This is a genomic window from Halomonas cupida, assembly GCF_900142755.1.
Classification (GTDB): domain Bacteria; phylum Pseudomonadota; class Gammaproteobacteria; order Pseudomonadales; family Halomonadaceae; genus Halomonas; species Halomonas cupida.
In genome coordinates, this window is the sequence record NZ_FRCA01000013.1 from 1 (window position 1) to 14,722 (window position 14,722).

At 59.2% G+C, this 14,722-nt stretch carries 12 protein-coding genes; 1 reads left to right on the plus strand and 11 read right to left on the minus strand.

The window, feature by feature from the left end:
• Positions 1-235: 235 nt before the first annotated feature.
• The 4 genes from BUE38_RS19035 to BUE38_RS23025 all read right to left on the minus strand — a co-directional run bounded on the left by BUE38_RS19035 (position 236) and on the right by BUE38_RS23025 (position 4,924).
• On the minus strand, positions 236-634 hold the full coding sequence (locus tag BUE38_RS19035) for a DUF4168 domain-containing protein (protein WP_073436827.1): 399 nt from the start codon (positions 632-634) through the stop codon (positions 236-238).
• Positions 635-775: 141 nt separating this feature from the next.
• Entirely contained in the window at positions 776-2,971 is a 2,196-nt protein-coding gene (locus BUE38_RS19040; protein ID WP_073436828.1) for a TRAP transporter large permease subunit, read from the minus strand.
• A 152-nt stretch (positions 2,972-3,123) separates the two neighbouring features.
• A complete protein-coding gene (dctP, locus tag BUE38_RS19045) occupies positions 3,124-4,296 on the minus strand; it encodes a TRAP transporter substrate-binding protein DctP (RefSeq protein ID WP_234987103.1) in 1,173 nt (390 codons plus the stop codon).
• 472 nt (positions 4,297-4,768) lie between these two features.
• Positions 4,769-4,924, minus strand: a complete 156-nt coding sequence (locus tag BUE38_RS23025) for a hypothetical protein (RefSeq protein WP_159438910.1) — start codon at positions 4,922-4,924, stop codon at positions 4,769-4,771.
• 61 nt (positions 4,925-4,985) lie between these two features.
• On the opposite strand from BUE38_RS23025, the gene BUE38_RS19050 reads away from it, so the two are divergent.
• Positions 4,986-5,882 carry a DMT family transporter gene (locus BUE38_RS19050; RefSeq protein ID WP_234987104.1) on the plus strand — a complete coding sequence of 299 codons (897 nt, stop codon included), beginning with the start codon at positions 4,986-4,988 and terminating at the stop codon, positions 5,880-5,882.
• A gap of 191 nt (positions 5,883-6,073) precedes the next feature.
• On the opposite strand, the gene BUE38_RS19055 is transcribed toward BUE38_RS19050, so the two are convergent.
• From BUE38_RS19055 to doeA, 7 genes are all read right to left on the minus strand, one after another.
• Positions 6,074-7,021, minus strand: a complete 948-nt coding sequence (locus BUE38_RS19055) for a cyclodeaminase (RefSeq protein ID WP_073436830.1) — start codon at positions 7,019-7,021, stop codon at positions 6,074-6,076.
• Between the two features lie 150 nt (positions 7,022-7,171).
• A complete protein-coding gene (eutB, locus tag BUE38_RS19060) occupies positions 7,172-8,203 on the minus strand; it encodes a hydroxyectoine utilization dehydratase EutB (RefSeq protein WP_073436831.1) in 1,032 nt (343 codons plus the stop codon).
• Positions 8,204-8,310: 107 nt separating this feature from the next.
• A complete protein-coding gene (locus tag BUE38_RS19065; protein ID WP_073436832.1) occupies positions 8,311-9,720 on the minus strand; it encodes an aminotransferase in 1,410 nt (469 codons plus the stop codon).
• A gap of 121 nt (positions 9,721-9,841) precedes the next feature.
• Positions 9,842-11,311 (minus strand): NAD-dependent succinate-semialdehyde dehydrogenase, encoded by a 1,470-nt coding sequence (locus BUE38_RS19070; RefSeq protein WP_073436833.1) that lies wholly within the window; start codon positions 11,309-11,311, stop codon positions 9,842-9,844.
• Positions 11,312-11,560: 249 nt separating this feature from the next.
• Complete coding sequence (locus tag BUE38_RS19075) at positions 11,561-12,040, minus strand: Lrp/AsnC family transcriptional regulator (protein ID WP_073436834.1); 480 nt, start codon at positions 12,038-12,040, stop codon at positions 11,561-11,563.
• A 110-nt stretch (positions 12,041-12,150) separates the two neighbouring features.
• Complete coding sequence (gene doeB / locus BUE38_RS19080; protein ID WP_073436835.1) at positions 12,151-13,161, minus strand: N(2)-acetyl-L-2,4-diaminobutanoate deacetylase DoeB; 1,011 nt, start codon at positions 13,159-13,161, stop codon at positions 12,151-12,153.
• Between the two features lie 117 nt (positions 13,162-13,278).
• Complete coding sequence (gene doeA, locus BUE38_RS19085) at positions 13,279-14,478, minus strand: ectoine hydrolase DoeA (RefSeq protein WP_073436836.1); 1,200 nt, start codon at positions 14,476-14,478, stop codon at positions 13,279-13,281.
• Positions 14,479-14,722 lie beyond the last annotated feature (244 nt).

A 14,722-nucleotide genomic window follows, 5' to 3' on the forward strand; every position in this document is an offset into this window, starting at 1 on the left:
CAGGGCATACGAGTTGGCGGCTTGAACCGAGGTGTCTACTTTTTTGGGGGCACACCACTGGGTAGCTCGTAGCTCGTAGCTCGTAGCTCGTAGCTCAGAACTGGCCACAAAAAAACCCGCTGTCCCAGAGGGACAGCGGGTGTCGCTGCAAAGCTACCGAGCCGCCGAGGAGTCACGGCTCAGCTGCCTTACCTGGTACTCAATCAGGTCCTGTGAACACGCAGGACCTGGTCGATCAAGACTGGGCCATTTCCTGCACACGCTTCATCATCTCAGGGTCCTGCTGGATAGCCTGACCGATGGCGTTGAAGGTTTCGACTTCGAGACCACTGTTGCGTACGGCTTCCACCATCTTTTCATTGGCCTCTACGCGTACTTCCTGCTGAGCTTCCTGACCTTCTGCCCCTTGCAGGCGAGTGGTGTAATCCTGGGAGATCGCGGCGATTTCCTGGGATGCATCAGCAAATTTCTGCAGATCATCGTCGGAGAAGTTCTGCGCAGCCGCAGCCGCATCAGCACCGGCAGTCGGCGCAGCCGCATCCGGAGCGGTGGCAGCATCCTGCGCATGAGCAGTTGCACTCATCAGACCGGCAGAAAGAAGTGCGGCAGAAAGCAGAGCGGTGAATCGTTGCATGAATCCTCCTGAGGATTATCTCGGGTTTATCGATCACTCGCCAATTGAGACGACACAGGTGCCAATCCGTTCAATATCGTCGTGTTACAGTTTGCAAGCTACATGTGTCCAATTTGCGACACTACTATCATGGTGTATGACCTAACCATAGGCGAGCCTGGGCAACCAGGTGACCAGAGCCGGGAATAGTATCACCAACAGTAGCCCCACAGCCTGCAGACCAAGGAACGGGAAGGACGCACGAAATATCTGCGCCATTGTAATGGATGGTGGACAAACCCCCTTGATATAGAACAGTGCATAGCCGAATGGCGGGCTCAGGAAAGACATCTGCATGTTGACCAGATAGATCACTCCGAACCACAGCGATACATCGGCGGCCTCCACTCCCGGCAACCCGAACACACCATTGAACTCCATCCCTTTTATCAATGGCACGAAAATCGGCACCGCCAGCAGCAGGATACCCACCCAGTCAAGGAACATCCCCAACGCGATCAGCAACAGCATCATCAGCGCCAGCACCGCATAGGGGCTGAGGCCCGCCCCGGCAATCAGGTCCTGCACGAAGGTCTGGCCACCCTGCAGAATGTAGAAGCCGACAAAGATGCTGGCACCGAAGATGATCCACATCACCATGGCCGTTGCCACCAGAGTGGTCATGCAGGCCGCATGCAGGTTGGGCCAGGTCAGGCGCCGGTGCAGGGCCGCCACCAGCAAGGCGCCGAAGGTACCGATACCGGCCGCCTCCACTGGAGTCGCCACGCCAGTGAAGATGATCCCCAACACCAGCACCACCAGGGCGATGGGCGCCAGCATATTGCGCAGCAGGCGCAACTTCTCGCTCATCGACACCCGATCCTCTACCGGCATCGGTGGTGCCATGCGCGGATTGAAGGTGCCTCTCAACCAACAGTAGAGCGCGTACATGCCTGCCAGCAGCAGCCCCGGCAACAGCGAGCCAAGATACAACTCCCCCACCGACTGCTGGGCAATGACCCCATAGATGATGGCCAGGATCGAGGGGGGAATCAGGATACCGAGGGTACCGCCAGCCATGATGGAACCGATGGCTATCTCGGGGTTGTAGTTGCGCTTGAGCATGGCCGGTAGTGCAATCAGGCCCATGGTTACCACTGCCGCTCCGATCACGCCAACCATCGCCGCCAACAGCGTCGATGCAATGACCGTGGCAATGGCCAGTCCGGCCTTGAGCCCGCCCATCCACTTGTAGACCACGTCGAACAGTTCCTCGATGATTCCGGCCTTTTCCAGCACCGATGCCATGAAGATGAACAGCGGAATGGCCGACAACTGATAGTTGGTCATCATCGGGAAGATGCGTGATGGCATCAGGTTGAGCATGTGCTGATCGCCGACCAGATACAGGAAAAGCACCCCCAGCCCGCCGGTGACGAAGGCCAACGGCAGCCCCGCTACCAGCACAACCATCAGCGTTCCGAACATCAACCAGGTAAGCGTACCTATTCCCACTTCGGCCAGACTGTGTTCAATGCTCAACGCCAGGCTTTCGTAGTCGGTGATGGCAATATTGGCAATCTCGAAGGCCAGCCAGGCGGCCAGTAACAGCGCTGCCCCCAGCATCAAACTGGCCAGAGCATGGCTGCCACCTTGGTCACGGCGATGATGGCGGTAGCTCTGGAAGTCACGAATCAACTGAGCGATTCCCTGCAACAGCAGCAGCAATGCGCCGAGAAACAACATGAACTTCACCGGGTAGTACTGTACTGCCCACTCGGTGAAGGAGACTTCATTGGCATAACTGTCGCCGAAGAACCACTTGTCGCTGACCGATTGGGAAAAGAAGCGCCAGCCACTGGTCAGCAACGCCAGGGTAAACAGAAAGAAGAATATTGAGGTGACCAGGTCCAGTGCCGCACGGTAGAGCGGGCTGGCACGCTGATAGAGGATGTCGACCCGCACATGCCCGGATTCGCGCAGGGCATAGGCTCCGGCCAGTAGATATTGCATGCCGAACATCAACGTCATCGACTCGTGCGCCCAGTTGGTCGGCGAATTGAAGGCGTAACGCAGTACCACTTCGTAGGTGAAGATGAAGGGGGCAATCAATGACCAGTAAGCTACGTAGCGCCCGGCAAACCCCGATATGCGGTCGATGGCCGTTGTCAGTCCATTACCGGGAGGCCGGTATCCCGGGTCGAGAGACACCTCGGGAACACCGCCGGTATCGCTTCCACTGATCGTCGCGCCACGGCGGAAACTGCGATCGACCATCAGCATGACAAACAGCGGCAGAAGTGCCAGCACCGACCAATATATCCAGTGCGGCAGAATGAAGTTGATCTGCAGGTTCATTGGCTCACCTCCGCTGTACGGCCCAGAGCCGGGCAGCACTCTGCCCACCGTTGACGCCGCACAACGACTCTCCATGAATCGAGGTCAACCGGCCGGATGGTACCGGCCGGTCATTGACTGCCCACCAGGTTTGAACGCCTGCCGGATCAATATCAGGCGTTGAGCTCGTAGCCCTGGATATCCTCGTCGGTGACCAATGCCACTGCTGGATCGAGCATGGTGTTGAGGTGGGCGCGGAACAGCCTTGAGGCATCCTCATCCTTGTTGGCCCACTCGAACCACAGGGGAATGGCGGCTTCGCGGAAACGTACGGCATCATCTTCCGAGAGGTGAATGATCTCGATGCCCTGTTCGCGATACTTCGGCCAGGCCTCGGAATTGGCCTTCTGGATCGCCGCATAATGGATTCGTGAATAGGCCGCCACCAGGTCATGCATCAAGTCCTGGACCTGAGTCGACATGCGCTCGAAGACACGCCGGTTGACGGCGATATCCATGAGGTCGACCGCCTGGTGCAGACAGGGAGTCGATGGCGGCCCCATGATGATGTAGTCGGTCACCTGCCAGAACCCCAGCTCATAGTTGACCGCCGCACCGGTATAATCTGCCGCATCGATGGTGCCCTTTTCCAGCGCCGGATAGACCTCCGAGCCCGGCAGCAACGTGGTACGCGCGCCGATGCTGGCGAAGGTTTCGGCAACAATACCACCCGGCATGCGAATCTTGACGCCCTCGAAGTCATCGAAGCTGCGTAGCGGCACCTTGGAGTGGATCAGATTGAGATCATGGTGCACATAGCCGAGCATTTCCTGCCCCTGCTTGCGATAGAGGTCCTTGGCGATACCGAATCCACCATAGGCGCCAAACATCATGTCCCATTGATGGGGTACCGATAGCCCCATGGGATAAGCGGTGAGAAACACTCCAGCCGGCATCTTGCCGGGCCAGTAGACGGTGAACCAGTTCTGGCCATCGAGCACGCCATTGCGCACCGCATCGGCGACCTCGAATGCCCCGGCCACGGCTCCCGCCGGAAAGGGTTCGATGCTGACTTCGCCACTGGTCGCTTCCACCACACCGCCGGCCCACTCCTCGAATATGCGGTAGCCTGTGGTACCTGGTTGCCAGGAAGACTGCATGCGGATGCGAATGCCCTCCTGGGCCTGCACATTGCCCACCCAGGGAGCAGCCACCGCGGCCGCAGACCCGACGGCCGCAGCCTTGAGGAAGCGTCTACGGTCAGTGGTATTGTCGAGACGAGTCTCGCGCTCGGTGCTGGTCCCGCTGCTGTCCTTGCTGGGCTTGTTATTGTCCAAGGTCATCATGGTGGCACTCCTGATCGGATTGGGTCTGTACGAAAGCACCGACGCACATGCCGCTTTCGCACTAGACGGAGCGCTATAATGTCTTCGCTCCGGGATTTCTTGTTGTTTTGACTGGCTGTTGTTGACTGACGGTTGCTGGCTGGTTGTTCCTGCCTGTCTGTTGTTGACGGTCCAGATCCAGTTGGCGCCTTGTTCAGGTCGCCCTTCGTCCCTGATCGACACACCGCCTGGCGCTCCCATGCGGCGCTGAGCCTTCCAACTGCTGCTCCTTGAAAACTAGCGAATACCCCCCTGGCTTCAACGCCGGATTTCAACGTTACGTGCTCCGAATATTGGTCAGACCAACACTCAGCAGCCAACCCAGCCATGCCATTACTGGGCTCACTGCGGTATGACCAATTTCAATTAGTCTCTTCATCTACTACCAAAGCACGACAAAAGAATTACCGATATCCTGCAAAGCATTTCCATCTCACTTCCTGCTCTGATTAACATGGCAATCAAATAGCTCATCCTGATCGATTTGATTTTCGTCCGCACCACACTGGCGCAGATGCGCGAATCTGCTGGTGTAGTGCGGTCTCGCGTCGGCCTGATGGCCGACGGCGGCACATCCCTGTGCCGCCATCAACCCAACATGAAAGCATGCCGGATGCCGGGTTAATAAATTCGGCCCTATGGAGACACCGATGACAGCGGAACGTCAGTGGCCGGTGGCCATCATGCCGATCGTTTTCGTACTGCTGTGGAGCACCGGCTTCATCGGCGCCCGCTATGGCCTGCCCTATGCCGAGCCCTTTACCTTTCTGGTCATACGATTCGCCCTGACCCTGGTGCTGCTGGTACCACTGGTATGGCTGATGCGTGGCAGCTGGCCGAACAACCGCAGCCTATGGGGCCATGCTGCGGTGTCCGGCTGTCTGGTGCATGGCATCTACCTGAGCGGTGTCTTCTACGCCATCGACCTGGGTATGCCAGCCGGGTTGGGCGCATTGCTGGTGGGACTACAACCACTGGTCACGGCAATACTGGCCGGGCCGTTGCTGGGTGAGCGGCTCAGCACACTACAGTGGGGAGGTCTGCTGCTGGGGCTGGTAGGTATCGGTCTGGTGCTGGGTGGCAAGCTCGACCCGGCATCCCTGCAATTCGAAGGCTTCGGCTGGTCGGCACTGGCCTGTATTGGAGCGGCCCTGGTGGGCATTTCCTGTGGCACGCTGTACCAGAAGCGCTACTGTACCGGCATGCCGCTACTCGGTGGCACCGTGATCCAGTACCTGGGCGCTCTGGCACTTACCGGGCTGGGGAGTCTGGCGCTGGAGCAGCGTCAGATCGAATGGAACAGCACCTTTATCCTGACCCTTGCCTGGCTGGTACTGGTGCTGTCGATTGCAGCCATCCTGCTGCTGATGGCTTTGATAAAGCGCGGCGCCGCCTCTCGGGTTGCCAGCCTGTTCTACCTGGTCCCTCCCGTCACTGCGCTGGAGGCCTGGTGGCTGTTTGATGAACAACTACCGATGCTCTCGCTGGTGGGGATGGCTATCGCCATCGCCGGAGTGGTGTTGGTGGTGCGGGGTCGTAAGCCGTAAGCTACGAGCGTCGAGCCACGAGCTGCGAGCCGTCCAGTGCCGCTCCCTGGATCACGGATCCCCCCTGCTCCGAGACGCGAGCTTCAAGCCTCGAGCGGCGCAGTGCCAAACCGGCAACTCCATGTCTTTCCTGGGGTCTGGGGTTCAAGCTCGAGCGTAGCGTACTCGTTGCTCGCGACTCGTAGCTGTACTTATGCCTTCTCCAGCCTCCCCAGCGCAAAGCTGGCGATGGCGGTGTCCTGTACGCCGGTGCCGGTCAGGTCGCAGACGGTAATGTCCGTCGCCGAGCGGCGCACCTGCTGGCCGTTGGCGATCACGCTGCCCAACTCAACCACCTCGAAAGGTACGGTGCGCCCTGCGAAGGCCTTCAGTTCGCCATTGCTCTCGCTCTGGGCTCGGGTATCGCAAACGAAGACATCGGCACGGGTCAGCACGCTTTCATCCAGCTCACGCTTCTCGGGGCTATCTGACCCCATCGCCGTGACATGCACGCCCTCGAGAAGGTCCTCGGCAGCAAGAATCGGAGTCTGTGATGGTGTGGTGGTAATGATGATATCGGCCTGTCGGCAGGCATCGCTGATACGGTCATGTACATTGACCTCGAGCCCTCTGGCACGCTGCGGAATCGCCCAGGTATCAGCCGCATCATGACGTCTGGCCCAGACATCCACCACACCGATGTCTCGCACCAGCTGCAGGGCTTCGAGCTGCTTCGTGGCCTGCTCTCCGGCCCCCAGGATGGCAACCCGACGACTATCCTTCCGCGACAGATGTTTCGCCGCAATGGCTCCTGCCAGAGCCGTGCGCACCATGGTCAGATAGCCCTCATCAAACAGCACGGCATCAACCAGACCGGTTTTCGCCGAGAACACCATCATCAGTCCATTGAGGCTGGGCAGGCCGATCTTCGGATTGTCGAAGAAGCCCGGGCTGACCTTGATGGCAAAGCGCTCGTTGCCACGGATATGCGCCGTCTTGACGTCGACCTCGCCGTTGGACTCCTCGATGGCCATCGACAGAATCGGCGGCTGCACCACTGTGCCACTGCCGAGGGCGGCAAACCCCTGCTCGACGGCTTCCAGCGCCGCCTCGTCAATCGCCACTACCTCGGCAATCCTGTCACGTTGAAAAAGCTGCATCCCTGACCCTCCCCGGTTGTCGAAATGGCTATCGAAGCGGCTATTCCGACACCTGCCGGACAGCCATGAATTCCACTCTGTCGCTATCGGTAGTCCAACGACTTCAGACTTTCCGTCTTCACACCTTTCTGTCTTCGCACCTTGCTGTCTTCACACCTTTCCTGCGGCTACCAGCTGACGCGCACGATCAAGGGTTTCCAGAGCCACACCGTTGCCGGAAATCACCAGCGCAATGCGCTGACCACGAATGTCCAGTTGATGTTCGGCGATAGCGGCCAGGCCCACCACAGCGGCCCCTTCCACAAGAATTTTCTCATATTTCAGTATATCCACCATGGCCTCGGCTATCGCCAACTCGGACACCTGAAAATGATCATCCATGACCTCTCGTACCAATGCGAAGGTACAGCAATTGTCGAGACCGATGCCGCCACCCAGTGAGTCACCGAGACTCTCGACTTCCTCTACCGCCACCGGTTGACCTGCGTGGAGACTCTCGAACATGGCCGCGCCAGCCGAGAGACTGACTCCGGTTACCTGGATTCCGGGGCGAATGGCCTTGAGCGCAGCACCAACGCCACCGAGGAGCCCTCCACCGGAGAGGCCGATGAATACACGATCCAGCTCGGGTTGGTCCTCGAGCAACTCGACACCAATAGTGCCCTGGCCGGCAGCAATCAGGGCGTCATCGAACGGCGGAATCAATGTCATGCCCTCCTCGGCCACCAGCCTGGCGGCTTCCTCGAAGGCCTCATCCTGGCTCGCTCCCACACGCCGTGCTGTCGCGCCCAGTGCCTCAATGGCCGCGACCTTGTTGTCTGGAACCAGATGCGAGACGCAGATCACTGCAGGCACCCCCAGGCGCGATGCTGCATAGGCCACTGCCCGACCATGATTGCCGGTGGACGCGGTAGTGACCCCCGCCGCCAGGGCATCACGACCATGGCGCTCGATCAGCGCCGCGATCATGTTGGTAGCCCCGCGCAGCTTGAAGGCACCTGTCGGTTGCTGAGTCTCGAGCTTGAGGTATATCTCGGCGCCGAAGCGTTCACTCAGCACCTGTGAACGAGTCAGCGGTGTACGGCACACCTGGCCGTCGATACGGCGCCTTGCACGGTAGATCTGATCAAGGCTGACGCCATGATCCTGCGGTGACTGACCTGAAGCAGACTGTATCGTCATTCGCGGCTTCCCTATTCAACCTGCAACCCAACATGCCCATTCGACATATCATCAGTTCGACACACAAAAAGGCCGCCCACTTTCGCGGGCGGCCCCTGTGGTCATACTCAGGCAGTCTGTAGAGCGCCCTCGCGAACCAGTTCATCGGTGACCTTGTTCACCGCACGCTCGGTGCGCGCCACGATCTCATCGATATCATCACGTGTCGCAATCAGCGGCGGCGCGAAGCCGAGGATATCGCCCTGCGGCATGGCCCGTGCGATCAGGTTCTCTTCCATGGCAGCGGCGGCGATGCGCGGACCAACCTTGAGGCTCGGATCGAAGTGGCAACGGGACTCCGGATCCACGGAGAACTCCAGCGCCGCCAGCATGCCGACACCACGTGCTTCACCAACGATCGGGTGATTGCCGAAGGCCTGCTGCATGCGCTGCTGCAGGTAGCCACCAGTATCGACGGCGTTCTGAGTGAGCTTCTCGCGCTCGATGATGGCCAGGTTAGCCAGTGCCGCCGCGCAGCCCAGGGCATGACCGGAATAGGTCCAGCCGTGGCCGATCGGCCCCAGCTCACCGGTACCCTGCTCCAGTACCTTCCACACACGGTCACCGACGATAACGCCAGACAGCGGCTGATAGGCGCTGGTCAGGCCCTTGGCCACAGTGATCAGGTCCGGCTTGATGCCGTACTTGTGGCTACCGAAATCAGCGCCGATCCGGCCGAAACCACACACCACTTCGTCAGCGATCAACAGGATATCGTACTTGTCGAGCACTGCCTGAATGGCCTCCCAGTAGCCTTCCGGCGGCGGCACGATACCACCGGTGCCGAGTACCGGCTCACCGATGAAGGCGGCTACGGTATCCGGTCCTTCGGCGAGGATCATTTCCTCGAGCTTCCCGGCACACCAGGCAGAGAACTCGCGCTCACTCATGCCCTGCTGCTCGGCAGCACGATGGTAATAGTACGGCGCCTCGGTGTGCAGGATGCCGGCCATGGGCAGGTCAAACTGGTCATGGAAGGCCTTGAGGCCGGTCAGGGAGCCAGTCGCCAGACCAGAGCCATGGTAACCACGCTGACGCGATATGACCTTCTTCTTCTGCGGACGGCCCAGTACGTTGTTGTAGTAACGTACCAGCTTGAGTTGAGTCTCGTTGGCATCGCTGCCGCCCAGCCCGTAGTAGACCTTGGACATGCCCGGTCCGGCCAGCTCGAGAATCTTCTCGGACAGCGCAATCTGCGGCTCGTTGGAGTGGCCCACATAGGTGTGGTAATAGGCCATTTCCAGCGCCTGCTGATAAATGGCTTCAGCAACCTCGGTGCGTCCATAGCCGATGTTCACGCAGTACAGGCCAGCGAAACCATCGATGAATTCGCGCCCATCCTTGTCGATGATGTTGATGCCCTTGCCACCCGTGATGACACGACCGGCCGCATCACCGTTGGCGAAGTCACGCAGGTGAGTGGAAGCATGAAAGGTGACCTTGCGGTCGCGATCGATCAAATCCTGATGGGTAGTCATATGCAATTCCCTGTTTACCAGACTCTCCGGCTGCCTGCCGGAAAGCTCGTTGAAAGAAGTTCATTGAAATCAATGCGGCACTCTCGCCGCGCAATACATCACGTCCCTGAGGCGGGCTCGTTCAACTACCGGATACCGAGCCCATGGCACCAAGACAGTAGTACTTGGTCGACAGGTACTCATCGATCCCTGTTGCACCGCCTTCACGCCCCAGGCCGGACTGCTTGACGCCACCGAAGGGTACGGGCGGCCCGGTCATCTTCACCGAGTTGACCGACACCATGCCGAAGTCCAGCGCACGCATCAGCTTCCAGATGCGACGAATATCATGGGTGTAGATGTAGGCTGCCAAGCCGTATTCAGTGTCATTGGCCATGGCGATGACCTCGTCATCATCGCTGTATGAGGTCACTCCGGCGACCGGCGCGAAGTTCTCCTCACGCCACACCTTCATCTGCGGTGTTACCCCGGTAAGCAATACCGGCATGAAGAAGTTCTCACCCGGCGCTCCAGACTGGTCACCTGCCACCAGAGTGGCACCACGCGACACGGCATCATCGACAATCGCCAGGGCACCCTCAACGGCACGCCGATGAATCAGCGGACCCAGGTCAACCTCGCTTTCCATGCCGTCGCCTACCGTCAGTGCAGCCATACGCTCGGCAAAATGATGAACAAACTCATCGTGAATCGATTCGTGAACCAGAATACGGTTGGCCGCCAGGCAGTCCTGACCGGCCGTCTGGAACTTGGCCGCCACGGCAGCCAACGCGGCCTCGCGCGGGTCCATATCAGGGCCGACGATGAAAGGTGCATTACCGCCCAGCTCCATCGACATGCGCTTGACGGTGTGGGCACACTGCTCGATCAGAATCCGCCCCACTCGGGTAGACCCGGTGAAGGAGACCGCCTTGATGCGATCATCATCACACAGCTGACGCGACAGCGACGCCGACTCACCCAACACCACATTGAAGATGCCCGCGGGAATCCCGGCGCGCTCCGCCAGTTCGGCCAGCGCCAGCGCAGAGAACGGTGTCTCGTGCGCCGGCTTGACGATCACCGGGCAGCCAGCCGCCAGCGCCGCTGCCGCCTTGCGAGTGATCATCGCCAACGGGAAGTTCCAGGGCGTCACCAGCAACGCAATACCCACCGGCTCCTTGATGGTTCCAAGAGCAGCATTGGGAATATGGCTGGGAATGGTTTCGCCATAGGTACGCTTGCCTTCCTCGGCGAACCAGCGCACGAAACTCGCACCATACTCCACCTCACCGCGGGAATCAGGCAACGGCTTGCCCTGTTCCAGCGTCATGATCGTGGCCAGGTCCTCGCGGTGCTGCTGGATCAGGTCATACCAGGCCAGCAGGCGCTCGGCACGCTCGTCGGCACGCAGCGCACGCCAGTTGACGAACGCTTCCTCGGCAGCATCGACGCAAGCACTGATCTGATGTGATTCGAGCAGCGGAATATGGCCGATCACCTCGCCGTTGGCAGGGTTGACCACGGACTCCTCACGACCTTCTTCACCGCTGGTCCATTTGCCACCGATATAGGCATACTGACGAAACAGTCGCGGATCACCAAGTTTCATGACGCTACCTCCCTTGACCAGCTGCTGCGGCGGATAAATGCCTTCAACAGCAGAAATATGGCATCCATGGCCTGTGGCCATTCGATACCGATATGGTAAGGGAGATCACTCTTCAGGACTTTTTGAACCCCTGCCGAACGACAGCGTTTTTTTTTGTCGCCGGCAGGGAAATGCTGTTTTTTTCTGCACCCTTGCAGCAGGAGCTGGCCTCCTGCCACAAGCGCCATGACAGCGAATGGAGCACGTGACTCAGAACAGCAGGTCGTCGCTGTCGAATCCCTGAGCGGGACGCTTGACGGTCTTGGTCACGATATAGGTGAAATAGCGCTCGATGCCGATATCCGCCGAGGTCAGCCAGCCGTCAATCAAGCGCTGGTAGGCATCGATGGAGTCGGCCTCGACCTTGATCAGGTAATCGACGCCACCGCCCACGGCCACACACTCGGTGACAGCTGCCGTGTTCTGTATCAGTTGTTCGAAACGCTGGAAACTTTCTGCGTTGTGCTGCTTCAGTTCGATCTGGACCCAGACCGGTGTTTTCGGTACCAGCACCCGAGGATTGATGCGTGCCGAATAACCCTCGATGATGCCGGCCTTTTCCAGCCGACGCACGCGCTCCCAGCAGGGGCTGACAGACAGGTTGATGGATTCTGCCAGACGCGATTTGGTAATACGTCCATCACGCGACAGGATCGAGAGTATCTTCAGGTCGTAACGGTCGAGTTTCATGCGCAACTTTGAGGTTATCGGGCCAGACCGCCCCGGTTCTGGTCCACTGTTGGCCCGGTACCGGGCAGGAAAACAGGAACTCAGGGCGGCATCGGGTTGGTGATATCAGCTTAGGCCAATGTTTCCACAACCTCTGCAATCACGGCGATGGTATCGCCCATATTGACCTGAGCGGGAAAACGTCTCGCCGCCAGGATACCGTCACGCTGAGCATGATACTCGATCGGCTCCGCGCCACTGCGACTCATGTCATAGACACGGGCAATGACATCGCCCCGACGAACTTCATCCCCCAGAGCCAATGTCAGCTCCAGCAAGCCACTATGCTCACTCTGCACGTAGCAGCTGGCATCCGGCATATCGAGATAGACCTGCTCGGCCGGCATCTCGACTTCGCCATCCTTCAACCCATAGTGAATCAGGAAGTTGTCGATGCCACGCTCGGTGATCGCCAGGCTCTCCGGTGTTGAGGTACCGCCACCGCCCAGTTCCGTGGCAACAAATATCTTGCCCTGGCTTTCCACGGCGGTGTCGAACAGCGCCGCCGCATCGAGCTCGAACATCACCATCGCGTAGGGAGCACCGAAAGCCTTGGCGCCTTCCAGAGCTGCACGCTGCTGTTCGGCATTATCCAGCACGTGCGAAGCACCGAACGGAATGATATCCAGAGTGCGACCGCCGGAGTGCAGGTCCAGCACGACATCGACCATCGGCACCAGCTCACGGGTGAAGTAGTCGGCAATCTTCTCCGTCACTGTCCCATCCGGGTCACCGGGAAAGCTGCGATTGAGGTTACCTCCATCCATGGGAGACGTTCGGCGTCCTGCCTGGACGGCTGGCGTATTCATCATCGGTACAATGATCACGCGCCCATGAACGTCCTCGGCCTTGAGTGAGCAGGACAGTTTCTGCAGCGCGGTAATGCCCTCATATTCATCACCATGATTGCCCCCGGTGATCAGTGCTGTCGGCCCTTCTCCATTGGCCACCACGGTGATCGGGATCATCACCGCGCCCCAGGCCGACTCATCATTGGAGATCGGTAGCTTGAGAAAGCCGTGCTGTACGCCCTGGGCATCGAAATCGACGGTGGCTGAAATGGGGCTCTTGCGCTTGCTCATGTTCTCTCCTGCACTGATGGCGCCGAGCACCTTGCCGAATGTGCCAAAGGTGTCAAAGGCGCCGGATCAACGAATCTCTGTATAGGCTATCTATATGATGCGCGTGCCTCCGGCACGTTACTTGACGAACAGCTGCCGCGGGAAGTTGGCCAGCGGTTCCGCACCATGCTCGGTGATCAGGATGCTCTCGGTGATCTCCAGTCCCCAGTCGTCCATCCACATCCCCGGCATGAAATGGAAGGTCATGCCCGGTTCCAGAATGGTCTCGTCAGAGGGACGCAGACTCATGGTCCGCTCACCCCAGTCCGGTGGGTAGCTGATACCGATGGGGTAACCACAACGCGCACCGCCACGGTCAAAGCCGTACTTGTCCATCGCCGCGCCGAGCGCCATGGCAATATCCGCCGTGCGATTGCCGGGCCGCGCCACCGCGAGGCCATTCTCGATACCTTCAAGTAGAGCCGACTCGCCACGTACGAAGTCCTTCGGCGGCGTCCCCAGGAAGACAGTACGCGACAGCGGACAGTGGTAGCGCTTGTAGCAACCAGCTATCTCGAAGAAGGTACCCTCGCCCTCGCGGAAGGGCTCGTCATCCCAGGTCAGGTGCGGTGCTGCCGCATCACTGCCGGTCGGCAGCAGGGGAACGATGGCGGGATAGTCACCACCAAAGACCTTGCCACTGGGGTCGGTCCACCCCTCGATCCCCACTCGATAGATTTCCGATACCAATCGCGACTTGGGCAGCCCCGGCTCAATCACCTCGAGGATGCGTGTATGCATTGCCTCGACGATACGCGCTGCGGTACGCATGTACTCGACTTCACGCGGCGACTTGATGGCACGGCACCAGTTGACCAGAGAGTTGGCATCCTGGAAGCGTGCATGTGGCAACTCCTTGACCAGGCTCTGCCATGCCTTGGCCGAGAAGTAGTAGTTATCCATCTCCAGACCCACCACCCCATCGGTCCAGCCACGATCGGGCATGATCGACTGGGCCAGATATTCCATGGGATGCATGTCCGGATTCTGGACGTAGTAGTCGGGGTAGTAGGTGATATTGTCAGGGTCCATCCAGCAGGTACGCAGAGCACCATTACTGTCCTGACGACGTCCATACCACACCGGTTCACCTTCCAGCCCGATCAATACGCACTGGTGGACATAGAACGACCAGCCATCATAGCCGGTAAGCCAGGCCATGTTGGAAGGGTCGCTGATCACCAGCACGTCGATGCCACGCATGGCCATGTCGGCGCGCACCTTCTGCAGGCGTTGCGCGTATTCCTCACGAGTGAACGGCAGCGAAACCTGAATCATGAAACCACTCGCCCTACAAAGACATCACCGAAACCCGGGCGTCCCCGGAAACCAACTGATCACTGATGCATTTCCTGCATCGTCACAATGAGCGCTTTGGCTCATCCAGGATATTCAGTCAGATTCCGTTCTGCCCGGCACATTTTTTGGTATTGCTGTAGCGTTCCGACACTGCACGCGTTTCGATTGTCCAGAACCTTCGATAATCCAGAGCCTTCATCCATCGGCGCCATCGATTGTCTGC

What these genes read in the sequence shown, in the direction of transcription:
- BUE38_RS19035 (WP_073436827.1), bottom strand. Translation starts at nt 634, where the DNA reads ATGCAACGATTCACCGCTCTGCTTTCTGCCGCACTTCTTTCTGCCGGT.
- BUE38_RS19040 (WP_073436828.1), bottom strand. Translation starts at nt 2,971, where the DNA reads ATGAACCTGCAGATCAACTTCATTCTGCCGCACTGGATATATTGGTCG.
- dctP (WP_234987103.1), bottom strand. Translation starts at nt 4,296, where the DNA reads ATGATGACCTTGGACAATAACAAGCCCAGCAAGGACAGCAGCGGGACC.
- BUE38_RS23025 (WP_159438910.1), bottom strand. Translation starts at nt 4,924, where the DNA reads ATGGCGGCACAGGGATGTGCCGCCGTCGGCCATCAGGCCGACGCGAGA.
- BUE38_RS19050 (WP_234987104.1), top strand. Translation starts at nt 4,986, where the DNA reads ATGACAGCGGAACGTCAGTGGCCGGTGGCCATCATGCCGATCGTTTTC.
- BUE38_RS19055 (WP_073436830.1), bottom strand. Translation starts at nt 7,021, where the DNA reads ATGCAGCTTTTTCAACGTGACAGGATTGCCGAGGTAGTGGCGATTGAC.
- eutB (WP_073436831.1), bottom strand. Translation starts at nt 8,203, where the DNA reads ATGACGATACAGTCTGCTTCAGGTCAGTCACCGCAGGATCATGGCGTC.
- BUE38_RS19065 (WP_073436832.1), bottom strand. Translation starts at nt 9,720, where the DNA reads ATGACTACCCATCAGGATTTGATCGATCGCGACCGCAAGGTCACCTTT.
- BUE38_RS19070 (WP_073436833.1), bottom strand. Translation starts at nt 11,311, where the DNA reads ATGAAACTTGGTGATCCGCGACTGTTTCGTCAGTATGCCTATATCGGT.
- BUE38_RS19075 (WP_073436834.1), bottom strand. Translation starts at nt 12,040, where the DNA reads ATGAAACTCGACCGTTACGACCTGAAGATACTCTCGATCCTGTCGCGT.
- doeB (WP_073436835.1), bottom strand. Translation starts at nt 13,161, where the DNA reads ATGAGCAAGCGCAAGAGCCCCATTTCAGCCACCGTCGATTTCGATGCC.
- doeA (WP_073436836.1), bottom strand. Translation starts at nt 14,478, where the DNA reads ATGATTCAGGTTTCGCTGCCGTTCACTCGTGAGGAATACGCGCAACGC.